The sequence below is a fragment of the Acidobacteriota bacterium genome (assembly GCA_019347945.1).
In the GTDB taxonomy this organism is placed as follows: Bacteria; Acidobacteriota; Thermoanaerobaculia; order Gp7-AA8; family JAHWKK01; genus JAHWKK01.
The window spans coordinates 123,151-141,258 of sequence record JAHWKK010000010.1; the positions used below are offsets into that span (position 1 = coordinate 123,151).

Below are 18,108 nucleotides of genomic sequence, written 5' to 3' on the forward strand. Positions count from 1 at the left end.
TATATTAATCCGTCAGGAGGTCAGGATTGGACCCAGCTTCGAACGATCAAACAGCCGCTGACTCGGTTGCCCAGCAGCAGCTCAAGATCGTCACCGACAGACTCAGAGAAGGCGTCGCGGTCCTGAGACAGGGTGACCATGCCCGCGCTCTCCACATCTTCGAGACAGTCTACAAGTCGGAAGATCTTCCCAAACCGGTCACCGGCCTCTCCTATTACGGTCTCTGTCTGTCATCGGTCAATCAACAGCACCGTGCGGGGATTGCGCTCTGCGAGAAGGCCATCCAGGAAAAGCCGAACGACGTTGCTCATTACGCAAATCTCGTCGAGACCTACGAATCGGCCGGGAGGCGCAAGAAGGCGGTCGACTTTCTCGATAGCTCGATCCAGCAGTTCCCGCGCGCCAGGATCCTTCAGGATCTGAAACAGAAACTCGGCAGGCGGAAACGGCCCGTCATTCCCTTTCTTGCCAGGGGTAACGTCGTCAACGTCGTCCTGGGGCACATGCGCCATACCCTCTTCGAAAAGAAAGAAAAGAAGCGCGCCGGCAAATAGCCAGATCTCCAGCTCGCCGCCGGGACCTGGCCTGGACCGACCCGGTGTCGCGCGCCCTAGTCGGCTGTACGCGCCTGCGCCATCGCATCTTCGATCGCGGAAATCGAGCGGGGGATCGAGCTGGTCAACCAGATCGGCGTGGACCGAATCGGACACCAGAATGTCGTCTTCGATCCTCACCCCGATCCCGGCATACTTCCTATGCGCGGGGCGAACTGCTTCGATGAATGCACGATTTTCGGCGGTGTCGGGCAGATGATCGAGTGCATCCGGGCGAATGTAGATGCCGGGCTCGATCGTGAAGACCATCCCTGGCCGGATCTCGGCGTCTCGCCGTCCCGGATCGTGGACGTTGAGACCGAGGTAGTGGGACGTTCCGTGCTTGACCCAGGTCTGGTATTGATCGGATTTCGCGTCGGTGATCAGCCCGAGCTCGAGCAGCCCGCGCTTCATCACTTCGACGGCTGCCGCATGAATCGTTTGAAGCGTCGCTCCCGGCTCGACCGCATCCGCGGCCGCCTTCTGAGCGTCATGAACGATCCGGTAGATCTCCGCCTGAGTCGCGGAGAAAGAACCGTCCGCGGGAACCGTGCGCGTGACGTCGGCAGCATACTGGCCGTACTCCGCCCCGACGTCCACCAGAAGAAGCTCGTCACGCCGGATCTTTCCAGCTGAGGACTCGTAATGAAGGGTCGTCGCGTTCACACCCGATGCGACGATCGACGGAAATGCCCATGATGTGGCATTGAGCTTCCGGAACGTACCTTCGATCTCACCCTCGATCTCGTATTCGTGCTGCGCGTGGGGGAGGGCGGCGAACGCGTTCCGAAGCGCTTCCCCGGTGATGTCGACCGCGTGTCTTATGTATGCCAGCTCGAGAGGCGACTTGATCGACCGCATTTCGATGAGCAGGTCGAACGCGCTTCGGAGATTGAATCCCGACCTCGTTCGCGCCCAGTCCGCTGCGAGATCCTGCTCCCGCCTGTACTCGGGATCGTCCCGGCGGGGGATGAGCAGGAACAGGCTGGCGTTCCCTTCGGCCGCGGCTTCGAAAAGATGCTCGTAGCCGCCGGGCGCATCTTCCGGTGGCGTTGGGCCGAGCGGCGACGCGAGGACGTTTTCGGCAGTGGGGCGATAGGGAACCCGCGACTTCAGCGCCTCGAGAAACGGCTCGAGCTCGGCCGCCTCCCAGATCTCGTCGATGCCGGACAACCTCGACGCGTCGTCTGCGGAGTACATCGCACCGGTCCAGATCTCCCGCTTCGGATCCCGTCGCGGCAGAAACAGAATTTCGGGAGTCCGCGGATGTCCGGGCATAAGTACGAGCGCCGCCCCCGTCTGCTGAAGGCGGGTGAGATAGAAGAAATAGTTTTCCTGCCGGAATTCGTAGTTTACTCTCCCGGAAAACCGGCGTGGCTCGCCGGCGAGGAGCACCAGCACTCCGGACGGACCGATCGCCTCGGCCATTCGAGCCCGTCTCTGCGTGACCTCACGGGCGTAGGATTCGTCGGAGATCTCCGGGGCAGCGAGCGCTACCGGGACCTCAGTCTGCGCGAGACCGCTCGAAGCGTTCAGTAGCATGAAAGCCAGCGGGATGGTGATTGAACGAGCGAGTTTCGCCATTATGGAGCTCCGTGCGTTGCATTCTAGTGGAGAGCGAAAGGGGTCGTGCACCGAACCTGCACGATAGAATGACGGCGGAATGACGAAAAAGAGAGTCGGCATCTACGGATGGGGGTTGGTGGCGCCGAAATCACCCGACATCGAGACATTCGAGAGAAACCTGGAAGAGTCGGGCACCTGGCTCGACCGGTTCGAGGGGTTTGGCCCGTCCAATTTCCTGGTCGGAACGCCGGAGTTCGACTTTACCAGGTATCGAGGCTGGCTGGACGAGAGGTTTCCCCCGTCGAAGTTCTCGCAGCTCGACGAAAAGATGGGGCCGATGACCAAGTACGCGATGGGCTCGTTCATTCAGTCGCTGTCGCAGAATCCGGGGATCGAGGAGTCGCTGCAGGAGATGGGTATCCGATGTCACGTGTACGTCGGAACCGGTCTCGGCGAGGTGAGCGTGCAGCACGAGGCATCGCTTCGCTACGATCGAGTGAGCCGGCGGTGGAATGCGTTCTGGGCCGCGCCGGAGCGATGCCGTGCACTTCGCGAGCACCTGGAAGGAAGCAACGTCGATCCTTCCGCGCCACTCCCTCCGGAAAAATTCCAGCCCGGCTCCGAGGAGTGGATCGACGCAAAGCACGCCTGGGAGCGGCTCTGGGCCGAGCGGAGTGATTCGCTCGCCAGCTACCTGGACGAGGCTGCGCGAATTCAAAGTCAGGTCGTGCCCCCTTCTTCCGGCACGGCGAAACTGGGGACGATCAAGCAGAAGCTGACCGCGATCCGCAAGCTCAACCGCGACTGGGGTTGTCCGGAGGAGCCGTGGAGCGCGGTTTCGCCGAATTACCTCTGGAACATCGCCAACATTCCGGCCTCTCAGATCTCGATGATCGGGAGGATCATGGGGCCGGCAGTCGCGCCGATTGCGGCGTGCGCATCGTTCGGGATCGCGCTCAAGCTCGGATGGAACGCGATCCAGCTCGATCAGGCGGACGCGGTGGTGATCGGGATGACCGATCCTCCTCCGCACCCCGTCACCGTTTCGGCATTCTACAACGCGAATGTCCTGTCGGCAGACCGCGAGGTTTCGAGGCCGATGACCGGTCTGAAGGGAACCCACGTTGCTGGTGGCGCCTGCGTCTGGATCATCGCGGACTCCGAGAAGATGGAAGCGAGAGGATTCACGCCTCTCGGACTCGAGATCCTCGCGGTCGGAATGTCGTCCGACGCTCATCACATCATCACCCCCTCCAAGGATGGACCTCAGCTCGCGATCCGGGATGCGCTCGAGGCCAGCGGCCCGGGAACAATCGCGACATGGGATCTGCACGCGACCGCCACGCCGGGGGATTCGACCGAGATCGCGCATGCGCTGGAGATTCTCCACAGCTCGGTTCTGTTCACGGCACGGAAGGGAACTTTCGGGCACGGCATGTCGGTCGGCGGCGGGTGGGAGCTGACCGCTCAGCATCTCGGAGTTTCACGCGGCCATCTCTTCCCGACGGTGCTGGCCGACGAGGATCTGCACGCCGACGTACGCGAGCAGGCAGCACGCTTCGTCCTCGCCGACGGTTCGGAAATTGCCGGCGGGCTGAGCGGGAAGCTGAGTATGGGAATTGGCGGGGTGAACTCCTGCGTGATCTCGCGTCCCTGGTGATCGTGGTGCAATGAGACTCGAGCACCTCACCACCTCGGAGGAGGACCGCTGGAGGGCGAGCTTCGGACGGCTCAACTGGATCTTCGGCTCGCTGAGGCTCAGCGTGACGCTTCCCGAGATGTCCGGGGGTCGTCCGAGCCTGGAAACGATGCACTTCGGTTACTACCTCCAGCCACTCCACCTGACTGCGATGGAGCGTGAGGACCTCCCGAGACGACTGGTCTGGGCACTGGCGCGACGAAAGCCGACCGTCGACTTTCTGGAGATGATCGGCGCCGGCGTCCGGATCCCTCACGCGTTTCCGCCGGGGTTCACGCTCAATCGCGTCCTCAACCTGGTCGAGGAAGAACTGATCCGATGCGAGGACGAATTGGAGCGAACATAGCCCATCGCTCCGCGTGGGCGGGATGTTTGCTCGTGCGACAGAAAAGAAGGAGGCACACTTGCTCGACATCCCCGTAATCTGCGGCTCGACGCGCGAGGGCCGGAAGACGATTCGCGTCGCGAAGTTCATTCACCGGCAGCTCGCTGACCGCAACGAGGTCACGACTTCCCTGGTCGACCTCGAAGAGCTCGACCTTCCGATGATGAAGGAACGGTTGCGGATGACCGACGATCCACCAGAGGCAGTCCAGGAATGGGGAAGGATCATCGAAAGGGCGGATGGAATCGTCATCACCACTCCCGAGTACAACCACGGCTATCCGGGCGTACTGAAAAACGCGATCGACTATCTTCTCCCCGAATACAGCAGGAAGCCGGTCGGTATCGTCACGGTTTCAGCCGGCATGTTCGGAGGTGTCCGCTGTCTCGAGACTCTCCGGCAGAGCGTATTCGGTTTCGGTGGATTTCCGATCCCCGCCGAGCTTCCGGTCACGAAAGTCGGCGAGAGCTTCTCCGAGGAGGGGCACCCTAACGACGAAGCATGGTTCGGGCGTACCGACCGGTTCCTCGACACGATGATCTGGTTCACCGACGCGATCGCCGCGAAAAAACTCCAGGACTTCGCCGACGAGGAGGAGTGACGGATCGATGATGGAATGGCTTTCTGTTGTCGGAGGGGAGGAAGAGCGCGAAATGAGGATCCGACGTAGCGACGAACGCGGCTTTTTCGATCACGGCTGGCTGAAGACGTTCCACACATTTTCCTTTGCGGATTACTACGATCCGCGATGACGACTCCCATCATTCTGACCCTGACGATCCTGCTGATCACGGTCGGCCTCTTCGTCTGGAATCGTCTCCGGATCGACGTCGTCGGTCTCGTGAGCCTGACTCTGGTGAGCGTCACCGGCCTCGTGACACCGGCGGAGGCGCTGAGCGGTTTTTCGAACGAAGCTGTGCTCACGGTGGCGGGGATGTTCGTTCTTTCCGCGGCTCTTCTTCGAACGGGTCTGGTGGATGCCCTGGGGCGGTGGTTCATGAGAACCGCGGGGGAGAGCGAGCTCCGCGCTCTGGTGGTCGGGCTTGCGATCGTGATCCCGCTCAGTGCATTTCTCAACAATACCCCGATCGTTCTGGTGATGGTGCCCGTCATGCTCACCCTCGCGCGCAAACGGGGCATCGCACCCTCGCGGCTCCTGATGCCGGTTTCGTTCGCGAGCCAGCTCGGAGGGACGACGACACTGATCGGTACGAGCACGAACCTTCTGGTTGCGGGGCTCGCGTTGCAACTCGGACTTCCGCGAATCCGACTTTTCGACATGACTCTGCCAGCGCTGATCATCACGGGGATCGGCGTCGTCTATCTCCTGACCCTGGGACGAAAGCTCCTCCCCACGCGGTCGGTGGGACACGGGCTGATCGAGACCTACGAGCTCCGCGATTACCTCACGACATTGCGTGTCCACGAGGATTCGCCGTTGGCGGGCCGCTCGCTGCGTGACTCGAAATTCGGCGAGAACCTCGGCCTTCAGGTCGTCGCAATCGATCGCGGCGACCAGCGAATTCACGCCGTGCGCGGAGGTATGGTCATCCAGGCCGGCGACCTCCTCCTGGCGAGGGGGAACGTCGGGAACATCGCTCAGCTCAGCGAGGTGGCGCATCTCGAAGTCGTCAAGCCGAAAGACGATCTCCTAATCGAGGAGTCGGTCGAGAAGGAGGAGGAGGTCCGGCTCGTCGAGCTGATCGTGCCTCCTCGCTCTCCGGTCATCGGCCGGACGCTCAAGCAGCTCGCTTTTCGAGCCAGGTACGGCGTCCCGGTCCTCGGAATTCAGCGCCATGGAGTCGTCATCCGGGACCATCTTGCGGACGTCGGCCTTCGTTCGGGCGATACGCTGCTCGTGGAAGCGGCTCCGACCGCGCTGCGCGAGCTTTATGATTCGGACGATCTGGCAGTCATGAGCGCCGTCAATCCCCCGACCCGGCGGACTTCCAAGATGAAAATCGCCAGCCCGATCATGGTCGGAGTCGTCGTTCTCGCGGCCTTCGAGATCCTGCCAATCGTCGTGAGCGTAATGGTCGGCGTCGTCGCCATGTTCCTGACCGGCTGCATCCGTCCAGAAGAGGCATACGAGGATATCGACTGGATGGTTCTGGTTCTGCTCGGTTCGATCATCCCTCTCGGCATCGCGATGCAGAACAGCGGCACTTCGGCTCTGATCGCCGAACAGTTCCTCGCCCTCAGCTCCGGGTTCGGGCCATACGGGGCTCTGGCCGCTTTCTACCTCCTGGCATCGCTGCTGACCGCGGTGATCAGCAACAATGCCGCTGCCGTGGTTCTGACTCCCGTTGCAATTTCGGCCGCCCTCACTCTCGGCGTTTCTCCGATGCCCTTCGTGATCGCCATGATGTTCGCCGCCTCGAACAGCTTCATGACACCCATCGGATATCAGACCAACACGTTCATCTACGCCCCCGGCGGCTATCGCTTTTCCGACTTCGTCCGGGTCGGCGCTCCTTTGAACGTCCTGATGATCATTGCAGCGACATTTGTGATTCCCCGCTTCTTTCCCTTCTGAGGCGTGTCTGACGGTCCAGAGGGTGAGTGGCCTCGATCGGTCTCCAGATCAGAGCCGGGTTCAGCATTTCAGCTGCGCCTCGTTGGCGCGCCAGAGTCCGTGAGAGCTCGAAATTCCGCTGGACGAAGGAGCTTCCGATACCAGTAGAGCCCCACGTCACGGCCGAAAGCCCACGTCCTCATCGGTCCCGAGCTGATCCGATTGATCAGGCGGAACCGGGCGGTTTCCCCTTCGCGGACTCGTCTGCTCAGCTGGTCATCGAAAGCGCGCCTCGCGGCTTCGTAAACTTCGATGTCGATCGCGTTGAGCTCGGCGATTCGATCCCTGTGGCGGGCATCGAGCTCGAAGCCCGGCCTGAAGGTACTCTCGTTCCTCGAGTAATAAAGCGGGAGCGACCAGCTGAAGAGCTCCGAGAACATCAGCACGCTCTGATCGAACTTCTCCTGGAGTCCGAAGGCGGCGACTCTCCCGAACAGGTTTTCCAGCGCCCGCTCGCGAGCCTCGGAAGCTTTCATCCGGTCGAGCCGCTCGGAAGCTGTGATCGAGCCGCGATTGATCAGCATTTTCGTCTGGAGGTTCGAAAGCTCGCCGCCGGATCCGGACAGGAATCGGTCGAGATCGAATGACTCGGGAGGGAAGTCTCGCAGCAGATAGGCGCTCTTTCCTTCCGCGACGTGCTGGCAGAACGACCGGACCCGCGCAATCGGATCCCGGAGAAAGGTGATGATCGAGGCCGCGTCAGGGCCGGGGAGGCCGGTCTCGATCGGGGCGTGGCCCGTGAAAAGCCGGATTGCCTTCCGTTCTGCGGCCCGCATCGACTCGAGACGTGCAGCGTCCGCCGCGACATTCCCGGACAGATCGAAGGTTCGCGCTCGATGATACTGCCGCCCGAGGATGGAGAGAAAGGTCGTCCCCGCCGTCTTCGGGATATGCATGAATCTCAGTGGCCGTTGCGACACGACCGTCAATCTACAACATGGATCGTGGGGGAGGGCGGGGCTGTCGCCCGCTGAAGCGGGCTCGACGATTGAGGGTGCCACGTTACTGTCCCCCGGCTGAAGCCGGGGGCTAAGATCTGGCGCCGCCTTTCGGCGGCTTCGTCAGCTGCGTCGGATTCGAGGTGTATAGGATCTGGCGCCGCCTTTCGGCGGCTCCGTCAGCTTCGTTCAATTCGATCGCACCTGAAACGACCCTCCGGTCTTGTTAGATTCTGTCGCCGGGTGCGCTGTCGCGAAACCGCGCGATGATCGAGTCATTGCCAGCCCCGCGGTCCTCGGGCGACAGAACGTCGAGCCCCTCAAAGATGTTGAATATCGCTAGATCTCCACTTCCGGTCAGCCCGCTCCGCGGGCGGAAGACCTTAGCCCCCGGCTTCAGCCGGGGGTTAGGGGCCGCGTCCCAAAGAATGTCGAGCCCGCTTCAGCGGGCGACAGATCCTGGCCGTGAGCGGTGCCATGGGATCGCCATCATTTCGACCCGATCTTTCCCGAAACTCCTGATTCCATTCCCCGTATGATTGAGTGGAATGTCAGAGAACGCGATCGAAGTCCGAAATCTCGAGAAGGTATATACCGGCGCGCTGGGACGTCAAAAGGTCCGCGCCATCGAGGACATCTCCTTCGAGGTCGCCCGCGGGGAGGTCTTCGGCCTCCTCGGAGCGAACGGCGCCGGAAAGACGACGACCGTCAAGATTCTTCTCGATCTCACACGAGCCACCCGGGGGGAGGCCTACATTCTGGGACAGTCGACGCGAGAGCCCGAAAGTCGCCGGCGCGTCGGTTATCTTCCTGAAGGCCATCGCTTCCCCAGCTATCTGACCGCCCGCGCGACTCTCGGGATCTTCGGAAAGATGTCCGGGATGAGCCCGGGAGAGGTACGCGCGCGGATACCGATCCTTCTCGAGGAAGTCGGCATCGAGCAGTGGGCCGACGTGAAAGTGAAGAAGTTCTCGAAAGGGATGACGCAGCGGCTCGGGCTCGCCACGGCAATGATTCACGATCCCGACGTCCTCTTTCTCGACGAGCCCACAGATGGCGTCGATCCCGTTGGACGCCGTGAGATCCGCGACATTCTGCAGGCCCAGGCCCGCGCCGGAAAGACGATCTTCCTCAACTCGCATCTGCTGTCGGAGATCGAGCTGATGTGTGACCGGGTCGCGATGCTGCGGGGTGGGAGGATCGCTGCCATCGGATCCGTCGCCCAGCTCACCAGCGGCGGCTCGGCATACCGCCTCGTCGCCACTCAGATGGAACGCGTGCCTGATGCTCTCACCGCCGACGGCGCCGAGTACCTCCGCCAGAATGGCCACTTCGTCGTCACCGTGGACGGGGCACAGCATCTCAATCGGCTCATCGACAGGCTTCGATCGAACGAGGTCGAGCTCCTCGAGGTGACACCGATGAAGTCGTCACTCGAAGACGTATTCGTCGACCTGGTCAGGCTGGACAAGATCGGGGCATCCGAGGTGAAACGATGAGACCACTGCTCGCAAATGTCGAGGAGGTGTTCCGGGAAGCCGCGGCGCGGTGGACACTGATCGCGTACTTCATTCTCTCCTCTCTCTTCATTCTTCTCTTCTCGGCGGCGGTGAATCTCGACATCGTCGATGGCGCACTCGCCAGCGTTTCGCTGTTCGGAAACGAGGCGATCGTGGGACCGGACGAGCTCTCTCTCGAGAAGCTGATGATCGGCTTCGAGTCCGGATTCTCCGCGATCATCTTCATCGTCTCGGTCTTTCTCGCGATCTTTGCCACGGCGCATCTCGTCCCCAGACTCCAGGACAAGGGGACGGTCGACCTCTATCTTTCACGTCCGGTCGGTCGTGTACCCGCTCTGCTCTATCGGTACATCGCGGGTCTGCTGCTCGCCGGAATCAACGTCGTCTATCTGATCGGGACGATCTGGCTGGTCCTCGGATGGAAGACGGGAGTGTTTCATCTGCGCTTTCTCGGGAGTGGTCTCGTGATCATGCTCGTGATCGCGATCCTTCTCGCGTTCACGTTTCTCGTCGGCACTGTGACCTCTTCCACGGGCGTCTCGATCATGTCGAGCTACGCGCTCTACTTCATCACCGTGATTCTCTCGGCTCACGACAAGATCGCGGCCGCCGTTTCGTCGGAGGTGACGGCGAACATCATCAACGGGCTGTACTGGACTCTGCCGAAGCTCGTCGAGTTGCAGGGGGCGACCATCGCCCTCGTGGCAGCCGGGCAGGCGCCCGAGGAAGTATCCAAATTTTTGACCCTGTCTCCCTTCATGACCTCATCGGTGTTCGGTGTGGCATGTCTGGCGATCGCATGCGTTCACTTCAGCAGAAAGGAGTTTTGAATGAAACTCACAAAACAACTCGCGCTCGTCGTTCTTCTGGTTGCGGCGGCTCTCCCGCTTCATGCGGGAAATCCTCTCGACCTCGTTCCCGCCGATGCCGTGGTGGTGGCTCACGTCGACGTGGAGAGTCTCGCGTCGAGCCCGCTGACCCGGAGTGCCTTCGAGAAAACCGACTCGATCACGACCGACGGAGAGACGGAAGCCTTTCTGAAGGAAGCAGGGCTCGACCTCCGAAGGGACGTTCGCGAGATCTTTTTCGCGATGACTCCGGCGAAGCACGAAGAAGGAGAAGGCTCGGTTCTTCTGATCGTCGGCGGCACGTTCAGCCCCCAGCGCCTCCAGTCCGCCACGATTCGCAATGGAGAGCTCGAGCTTCGCAGCTGGGCCGGACAGACCTATTTCGTCGGACCGAGCGAGGATGACGAGAGCTTCGCCGTTGCCTACCTCGACTCCTCGACGACGATCATCGGTTCCGAGGAACTGGTCACGGCCGCACTGACGGCAGCCCGTGGCGCCGGTACGGATTTCATGGCCTCCTCACCCCTGGGGCTCGAGATGTCCCGGGTCGACCCGGATGCGACCGCCTGGCTGATCGTCGACGTGCCCCGCGCCCAGAAGCTCGGCGGCGAAGCCTCCGCAAAACTGGCAAACGAGGTCAAGCTCGGCCAGTCGCTCCGGTATGTCTCGACGATCGCTCTCTGGGCGACCGACAGGGGAGGCGAAGCGCTCGAGCTCGCCGGGCTCGCAGTCTCGAGCGACCACGAGACGCTGCTGCTCATCGAAGACAGCCTCCGCGGGATGACCGCGATGTGGCGTCTGGCGGTGCGTGACGAAAAGCCGGAATGGCTTCCCATCATCCGGAGCTTCGACATCGATTCGAACCAGGACAGCGTCTGGATACGAGGAACCGTCCCGGCGGATCTGCTCCCGACGGGCGAAGAGCTCGCGGCGAAGCGCTAGAAAGCTGAATCTGAGGGCTCGGGAGCGAGCGATCGCTTCCGACCCTCGACTTTCGCATCCTCGTGAATCTCCAGACGCCGTGAGCGAACCCCATGCGCCGCCCATCCTACCGTCCCGGTCATCCGAGCGATTGATCGACGCTACGCGCCGCTGAAGCGGAAATGAACGCGAGAGCGCCGGGGAGGGGGTGATTTGGGCCGGCGCTTCGCTGGGCCTGACTGTACTCCTTCCGGAGGTCCCTCACGCCCCGCCCACCGATACTCTGGATCGGAACGTATCCGCAAGCTCGCCGCGTCTGGCTTCGAATGCCGCAGATTACAACGGACCAGACGCCGGCATTTGACGCTTCGACACACATCCTTCCCCGCCTCGGTCGTCCCGAACGGTACGTCGGGATGATGCGGTCACTTCACAGATCTCCCCGCCCCGTCATCCCGAGCGTGCGGTCGGGCGGGGGGCGAGGGATCTCTCATGGAAGTACAGTCAGACCAAGCGGAGCGCTGGCAGTACTGTCAGTTCAACAGGAGGGTTGTTAGGTGCCGGAAGAGGAATCGAGGACCGGCTTAATCCCGGCGTCCAATTACGACGTTTCGAAGAACGCCTCGCTACTTCCTCAACTCGGCTCGATCTTTTCGAGATCCCGGCGAGCTGGGCCGTTGCGAACGCTCCCGAGCGGATCGAATCTCGAGCCGTGGCACGGGCAGTCCCAGCTCGCTTCCGCCTGATTCCACCGAACGTCGCATCCGAGATGAGGGCAGATGGTCGAGAGGAGGTGGAGCGCGCCGGAATCGTCGCGATAGGCGGCCGTCTTCTTCCCGTCCACCTTTACGATTCGACCCTCCCCCTTCGGAATCGCGTCGACCGAGTCCGCTGAGACGTTGACGTTCGTCAGCCGATCGGGAAGAAGGTGACGGGGATACTCCAGATTTCCCGTAATGAACCGTTTCAGCGCTCTCAGTTCGATTCTCTTCGGGCTCAGAAGCTTTTCCATCGGATGGAATTCACCGGTGACGAGACTCGCGATGAGCCGGGCAGAAGTCGTACCCATCGTGAACCCCTGACCTGCGTAGCCAGTCGCCACGAAAACGTGCTCCGCTCCGGGGTTGCGCCCGGCGTACGGCAGCCCATCCGGAGTTTCGATCACCTGGCCCGACCACTGATGCGTCATTCGCCGTTCGCCGAAGCGCTCGGTCGCGTAACGGTGGAGGTTCTCGAAATGGACAGCGGTCTCGGTCTCGGTTCCCGTCCGGTGATCCTCACCGCCGACGATCAGAAAACGTCCCTCCGAGGTCTCCTGGGTCCTGATGTAGTGGTAGGGCGACATTGTGTCGAAGAACAGTCCGGCGGGATCGTCGTTCGAGGCGGGAAGCGCGATCGCATACGTCCGGTAAGCGTACAGCCGCGTCTGGAGCAGGATACGGTTGATCACCGGAACGTTGGTCGCGACGACGACGTCGGTCGCTTCGATCCGGCCACCGTTGTCGAGCTCGACGAAGCACGGGCGGCCGTCCTCCACCTTCACGACCTTCGAGTCCCCGAACAAACGGCAACCATTTTTCCGAAGGTCCGCGATCAGCGCATGGAGAAACTCCAGGGGATGAAACTTCCCCTGGTCGTGATACTGAACCGCGCCGCGGTTGCCGAAGGGAAGGGGAGCGCGTTCAACGAAACTGCATCGGAGCCCCGCCTCCTCGGAGGCCGCGTGCTCCCGGCGAAGCGACTCCACGTCATCCTCAGATTCCGTATACAGCCAGCCGTCGACGCGCTCGAAGCGGCCCGCTCCGAGGCTTCGGCTGCGGCGTTCGAGCCAGTCGATCGCAGATTCGCTCGCGCTTGCGATGAGGGAGGCGGCTTCACGCGAGATCTTCCTCGAAATCGTGTCGTAGCCTCGATCGAAAGCGGAGGTGAGATGGGCGGTCGTGTGGCCGCTCTCGCCGGCGCCCGGGCGAAGCATGTCGACCACGATGACCTTCTTTCCGGCCGCGGTCAGAAGATCTGCAGCGGCAAGGCCGGTGATCCCGCCACCGACGATGACGACGTCGGCCGAGTCATGCCCTTCGAACCGCGTAAATGCCGGACTTTCTGTACTCGAGAACCAGAGCGACCTGCTCATCGGCGGCGTATCCTCCCGCCCGCCGGTTGTGCAAGGAGCGCTCCCTCCGGTTCAGGACTCCGTCATCGCCTCGAAGAGCCGCTCCACATCTTCGCGACGGCACAGCTCGGTGCCGGGAGTCATCACTGCTGCGGCGCCGGCTGCGACTCCGAATCTTGCCGCATCATCGATGGTCATCTCCCGGGCGAGACCGAGGACGAGTCCGGCAACGGTGCTGTCTCCGGCTCCGACGGTGCTGACGATCCTCACCGTGGGAGCCGTGATCCTCTGCTGGCCATCGGGCGTGACGAGAATGGCTCCCGCCCTTCCGAGCGAGATCAGGAGATTCCCGACCTGACCTCCATCGACGAGCTCGCGTGCGGCCGCCTCGATCGAAGGGCCCTCGAGACCCTCGTCGCCGACCAGCGAGCGAAACTCTCCCAGGTTCGGCTTCAGAAACCACGCTCCGCGCCCGAGGGCATGCCTGAGGGCATCCCCCGAGGTGTCCACGATGGTCCGGGCGCCGATGGCAGATCCGGCTTCGGCAAGCCTGCCATAGAAGTCCGCCGGTATTCCGGGCGGAAGGCTGCCGCTCGCAACGATGTAATCGGGTACAGGCTCGAACATTCCGATTCGTTCGAGAAGCGATTCCGCCTCCGCGGATTCGAAACGCGCTCCGGGAAGAATGAACCGATACTGCTGCTCGCCGGCCTGATCGAATACGTGAAAGTTCTCTCGTGTCTCTCCGGCGACCCTGATGGCGAGGGACTCGATTCCTTCACGGTCGATCAGCTCCCCCAGCGCTTCTCCGTTCCTTCCACCGGCCGCGAACATCGCGGTCGCCCGGCCACCCAGCTTGTGAACCGCCCGAGCGACGTTGATCCCTCCGCCGCCAGCTTCCATGAGCGGCTCGGCACATCGATTCTTCCGCTCCGGACGAACATGAGCCGCCTCGGTATGGATATCGACCGCGGGGTTCAGTGTCAGCGTGAGAATGGTCTTGCTCTGCATGGAGTAAGTTCAGAAGCAGTCAAGATCCGTACCGGACGGCGTCATCCCCGCCGGGGAGAGCAATCCGACAGGCGTGGGAGAAGCCTCCGCCATGCGAGGCTCACGTGGGGGTCGGCTCTCCAGAGCCGACTCGCGGGGGGCTCCAGCTCCCCGCAAGCCGGATACGCCGCAGATCGATTGTCGTGAACGCTGAACCTTTCGAGTTTACCCGCGTTGAATGCGTGGGGTCTTCCTGGCGGGAGCATGCTTGCGGAGCCCTCCGCGAGTCGGGGCTGGAGCCCCGACCCCCTGGAGCTCGGCGTGATCCGACGAAGAAGCCAGAATGATCGGCGCACTCACGTGACGGGCTTCGCCTGAAACGGGATAATCTGCGCCGGTCGGTCCCGCGCCGGGCTCGACCCCGCTCGAATGCAGCCATCCGAATCCCAGAACGTGACCTCGGCAGCGCCCGGACCGATCGTCGGGACGCGTCGGCAGCCTCGAGCCGTCGTGGCACTGCTTCTCCTCGCCATCCTGACGACATGGATCTCTCCATTCACCCGCGAGCTTCTCATCGGCGACGAAACAAAATACACACGCGTACTCCACGAGACCCTCGAATCGGGCGGCTGGATGGTGCTCCGCCTCGGAGGTGAGCCCTACGCACACAAGCCGCCCGTCCATTTCTGGATGCTCGGCGTTCTTTCGTTCACCTTCGGACAGGAATCGATTTTCACCTTTGTCCTCCCCTCGCTCGTCGCATTCATCCTGACGATTGTCGTCATCGGGAAGGCGACGGCCTCGATTACGGGGGGAAGAGGGGCGGTCGCCACGGCAGTCTTCGCGTCCTTCTGGCTCGCCTGGGTTCTCGCCCAAACGGCGCGCATGGATCACAGCTTCACGTTGCTCATCACGCTCGGTGCGATCGCGATCTTCGGGGCGCTCCATCGTGGCTGGCGGTGGGGCCTCATCGTGGCCGCCGTCTGCGGCGGCCTCGCGATCCTCGTCAAGGGACCGATGGCCGGCATCATTCTGATCTTTCTCTACGGGCTCGAATCGATCCGGCTGCGACGAAGACCGCGGCGAATCGCCGCCGGGGCGCTCCTGATCCTGATCGTGATCCCATTGCTCTGGCTCATCCCTGCGATCACCATCGGCGGGGCCGGCTACGGTGAAGATCTCCTCGTCAAACAGAGCCTCGGGCGGGCATTCGGCTCGTGGGTGCACGCCTCGCCGCCGTGGTTCTACATTCTCCACTTTCCGATCGACTTCATGCCGTGGTTCCCGCTCGTCGGCGCCGGACTCTGGAACGCCTGGCGAGTGCGACGAGAAGATTCCGGCGGGGGCTTCCTCCTTTCATGGTTCGCAGCCGTCTTCGTGCCCTACTCGGTGATCAGCGGAAAGCTCGACGTCTACATGCTTCCGGCGCTCGTTCCTGCGGCGATGCTGGTGGAGAGGGAAGTGCGGGCGCTCGGCGCACGAGCGCGCAACTGGATGCTCGGCGTTGCGTGCGTTTTGTTCGCGCTCTTCGTGATCGTGACCGTGGGAGTTCCGTTCCTCCCTCGCTCGAATCCCGATTTTGCGGACATCTCCAGACTCCTCCCGGGATGGATCTGGGCGGGCACCGGTTCTGTGGTTCTCCTCATCCTCGCTGCCACATGGCGGACGAGCTCGATCCCGCGGTTTCTCCTCGGAATCGGCGCGATCGCGATCGTCCCCCTGATCGCCCTGACATTGTTCGGAGCCCCTGCGCTCAACGAGACCTCGTCAACCCGGCCGCTGATCTCCGAGCTCGAATCGACGGGCGTCGAGCCGGATCGGATTGCGCTCTACTGGACGCCGCATCTATGGGCGAAGGGGATGAACCCCGACTTTCACCGCGTGCGCTACGCAGCACCCTCCGAGCTCGAGTCACCTCCCGAGATCGTGGCGGTGCGGCGGGATCATGCTGACGAGATCGCCGCGGCGCTCGCCGCCTATGATGAAATCTCTACCATCCGTCTCGACTCGAAGGAGATCGATGTCTATCGCCGGCGCTGAGAAGAGCGAGGCTGAGGTCGTCGATGGCAGAGCTACGGCGGAACCATCGGGGGAATCGGTCGCGCTGCTGGCGATTTCGATCTGGTTCTTCGCGACGATCGTCCTCTCGGCGTTCTGGCCGGCACCGGCAATCGCGATCAACGATGCCCTGTTCGGCGCTGAGATCGTTGTGGACGAGCATTCCTTCTTCGGGAGAGAGCCTCTTCAGTGGGACGCGCTGATGTGGTTTCTGATCGGCCTTCCTTTCATTGTCGTTCTCCACGGACGTACCAGGCACGCGGCGGAGACTTTCCGCCGTTTCCGCTCGGAGATGACGGGTTGGTGGCCGCGGGTGAAGGCGCGGGTGCGCCACATCGGGGTCGCGAGATTTCTCGTCGTTTTCGTCTCGGGCTGTGGACTTCTCGCGCTCGTCTGGGCCATCGGCGACGCGTTCATCGTCGCCTGGTTGTCCTCCGTCCCTGAGAGGCTTTCGAACTTCGCGACGCGACCACTGAACCGCCTTGGGGACGGGCTCCTGATGACGGTTTGCGTTCTTTTCATCGGGGTCGCTGGCGCGGCATTCGGGCGGCTCAGGTGGATGTTCGAAGCGGTCGCCATCGCGATCACTGCCTCGGTCAGCGGCGTACTGCTCTCGACGCTCAAGCCGGTCGTGGGGCGGGTCAGACCAGAGCTCTGGACGAGTCCGTTCGATTTCGCGCCGGGCGGCGATTCGTTTCCGAGTGGCCATTCACTCTACGCCGCGGCGTTCGGCGTGACACTGCTGCTCGCCCGCGTACATGGCCGCCTTCGGTGGATCCTCGCCGGATTCGTGATGCTGATTCCGCTCGCCCGGATCGTCAACTTCCGCCACTGGCCATCGGACGCGCTCGGCTCGATCCTCCTGGTGTGTCTCGTCGCCTGGATCGTGGTTCCGGCGACGATGCAGGGGAAAGCGATTGAGAATGCGCCGACTCTCTCAGAGTGAATTCTCGGACGAGGAGCAGTCCAGCTTCCGCTTGCAGACTCACCAGTTCAGCTCGAAAATGCAGGCTTTATCGCGAAGAGTCTGGCAGGACGTCTCCGCGACGCTTCCGTCGGGGGCGCCGTGGAGCTCGAGCACCTTTTCGTAATAGCCGAGCGCGCTCTCGCAATAGACCGGGCTGAAGCAGGGATAGTCGGAGTGGATCATGCGCGCCGAGGTCTGGCCGTGCTCTTCGAACGAGACGCGGCCAAAATCCTGGAACTGGCTGTTGAGCGGAGCAGAGCGGATGAAGTAGGTGTGAAGGTCGTCCTGGCGAAACACCTTGTACGTCGAGGTCAGAGCACTCGCCGCGGAGTAGCTGCCAAAGCGGCGAATCCATTCGATGCGTCCCTCGCCGAACCGCTTGCTCGCGGCTCGGTCGAGCTCGATCAGGACCTCGAAGGGATACCACTGGGAGGCGAGAATCGGAGTAACTGCGGAGCCGAGCCCGCGGGGAAGGTGAGCCAGGAGGTCGTCGAGCTCTTCCTGGCCGTACTCCTCGATGATCAGATTGACGTGACTTCGAAGCATCACGCCCTTGACGTTTCCACCTTCGAGCTGCTCCACCGCCGCTGACCGATCCGGTGAATGAATCGCCATCTCGACAAGACTGCTTGCGGCATCGTTGCCAGCCTGCGGACCATTCTCGGACGGTCGGGCGGGGGACGAAGGGAGGGAACGGGAACCGTCGGACACGTCGGATACGTCGGACGGCGCAATTCCGAGGATCGGGGTCGGGGGTTGAAATGGGAAATTAAAAACCGCGGAAGGGGGGTTCCGCCCGATTGCCGGGGGTTAATTACAACGTCAACACCCACCCCCCCCCCCGCAAATGGGGGGCGGGTGGGGGCCCGCCCCCCCGGTGTATTAACCACCATCCCGGTCCGGCAAACACCCAGGGGGGCCGGTGAACCTGGGGC

At 62.4% G+C, this 18,108-nt stretch carries 14 protein-coding genes and 1 pseudogene; 10 read left to right on the forward strand and 5 right to left on the reverse strand.

Going from position 1 to position 18,108, the window contains the following annotated elements; translation table 11 throughout:
• Positions 1-230: 230 nt before the first annotated feature.
• Positions 231-2,177: an aminopeptidase P N-terminal domain-containing protein gene (locus tag KY459_08715; protein MBW3564794.1), complete on the reverse strand. Its 1,947-nt coding sequence runs from the start codon at positions 2,175-2,177 to the stop codon at positions 231-233.
• A gap of 79 nt (positions 2,178-2,256) precedes the next feature.
• On the opposite strand from KY459_08715, the gene KY459_08720 reads away from it, so the two are divergent.
• The 5 genes and pseudogenes from KY459_08720 (at position 2,257) to KY459_08740 (ending at position 6,779) form a co-directional block, all read left to right on the forward strand.
• Positions 2,257-3,819 carry a beta-ketoacyl synthase gene (locus tag KY459_08720; GenBank protein MBW3564795.1) on the forward strand — a complete coding sequence of 521 codons (1,563 nt, stop codon included), beginning with the start codon at positions 2,257-2,259 and terminating at the stop codon, positions 3,817-3,819.
• 10 nt (positions 3,820-3,829) lie between these two features.
• A complete protein-coding gene (locus tag KY459_08725) occupies positions 3,830-4,204 on the forward strand; it encodes a hypothetical protein (GenBank protein MBW3564796.1) in 375 nt (124 codons plus the stop codon).
• Between the two features lie 22 nt (positions 4,205-4,226).
• Complete coding sequence (locus KY459_08730; protein ID MBW3564797.1) at positions 4,227-4,844, forward strand: NAD(P)H-dependent oxidoreductase; 618 nt, start codon at positions 4,227-4,229, stop codon at positions 4,842-4,844.
• Between the two features lie 52 nt (positions 4,845-4,896).
• Positions 4,897-4,989: pseudogene (locus tag KY459_08735) on the forward strand (pirin family protein).
• Between the two features lie 2 nt (positions 4,990-4,991).
• On the forward strand, positions 4,992-6,779 hold the full coding sequence (locus tag KY459_08740; GenBank protein ID MBW3564798.1) for an SLC13 family permease: 1,788 nt from the start codon (positions 4,992-4,994) through the stop codon (positions 6,777-6,779).
• A 68-nt stretch (positions 6,780-6,847) separates the two neighbouring features.
• Here the strand turns inward: KY459_08740 and KY459_08745 are convergent, their stop codons facing one another.
• The gene (locus KY459_08745; GenBank protein MBW3564799.1) at positions 6,848-7,714 is read right to left on the reverse strand and encodes a hypothetical protein; all 867 of its coding nucleotides are present in this window, start codon (positions 7,712-7,714) and stop codon (positions 6,848-6,850) included.
• A gap of 590 nt (positions 7,715-8,304) precedes the next feature.
• Here KY459_08745 and KY459_08750 point away from each other — a divergent pair.
• Genes KY459_08750 through KY459_08760 form a run of 3 tightly spaced genes read left to right on the forward strand, consistent with a single transcriptional unit; the run spans position 8,305 to position 11,066 of the window.
• On the forward strand, positions 8,305-9,255 hold the full coding sequence (locus KY459_08750; GenBank protein ID MBW3564800.1) for an ABC transporter ATP-binding protein: 951 nt from the start codon (positions 8,305-8,307) through the stop codon (positions 9,253-9,255).
• On the forward strand, positions 9,252-10,106 hold the full coding sequence (locus tag KY459_08755; GenBank protein ID MBW3564801.1) for an ABC transporter permease: 855 nt from the start codon (positions 9,252-9,254) through the stop codon (positions 10,104-10,106). Before KY459_08750 ends, KY459_08755 begins: the two co-directional genes overlap by 4 nt.
• Positions 10,107-11,066 (forward strand): hypothetical protein, encoded by a 960-nt coding sequence (locus tag KY459_08760; protein ID MBW3564802.1) that lies wholly within the window; start codon positions 10,107-10,109, stop codon positions 11,064-11,066.
• A 613-nt stretch (positions 11,067-11,679) separates the two neighbouring features.
• Here the strand turns inward: KY459_08760 and KY459_08765 are convergent.
• Both KY459_08765 and KY459_08770 read right to left on the reverse strand, forming a co-directional pair.
• Positions 11,680-13,179: an FAD-dependent oxidoreductase gene (locus KY459_08765; GenBank protein MBW3564803.1), complete on the reverse strand. Its 1,500-nt coding sequence runs from the start codon at positions 13,177-13,179 to the stop codon at positions 11,680-11,682.
• Between the two features lie 51 nt (positions 13,180-13,230).
• Positions 13,231-14,169: a 1-phosphofructokinase family hexose kinase gene (locus tag KY459_08770; GenBank protein MBW3564804.1), complete on the reverse strand. Its 939-nt coding sequence runs from the start codon at positions 14,167-14,169 to the stop codon at positions 13,231-13,233.
• A gap of 489 nt (positions 14,170-14,658) precedes the next feature.
• On the opposite strand from KY459_08770, the gene KY459_08775 reads away from it, so the two are divergent.
• Together KY459_08775 and KY459_08780 are read left to right on the forward strand one after the other, a co-directional pair.
• On the forward strand, positions 14,659-16,188 hold the full coding sequence (locus tag KY459_08775) for a glycosyltransferase family 39 protein (GenBank protein MBW3564805.1): 1,530 nt from the start codon (positions 14,659-14,661) through the stop codon (positions 16,186-16,188).
• Positions 16,169-17,152 (forward strand): phosphatase PAP2 family protein, encoded by a 984-nt coding sequence (locus tag KY459_08780; protein ID MBW3564806.1) that lies wholly within the window; start codon positions 16,169-16,171, stop codon positions 17,150-17,152. The genes KY459_08775 and KY459_08780 overlap by 20 nt, the downstream gene beginning before the upstream one ends.
• 39 nt (positions 17,153-17,191) lie before the next feature.
• Here the strand turns inward: KY459_08780 and KY459_08785 are convergent, their stop codons facing one another.
• On the reverse strand, positions 17,192-17,788 hold the full coding sequence (locus tag KY459_08785; protein MBW3564807.1) for a hypothetical protein: 597 nt from the start codon (positions 17,786-17,788) through the stop codon (positions 17,192-17,194).
• Positions 17,789-18,108: the final 320 nt, after the last annotated feature.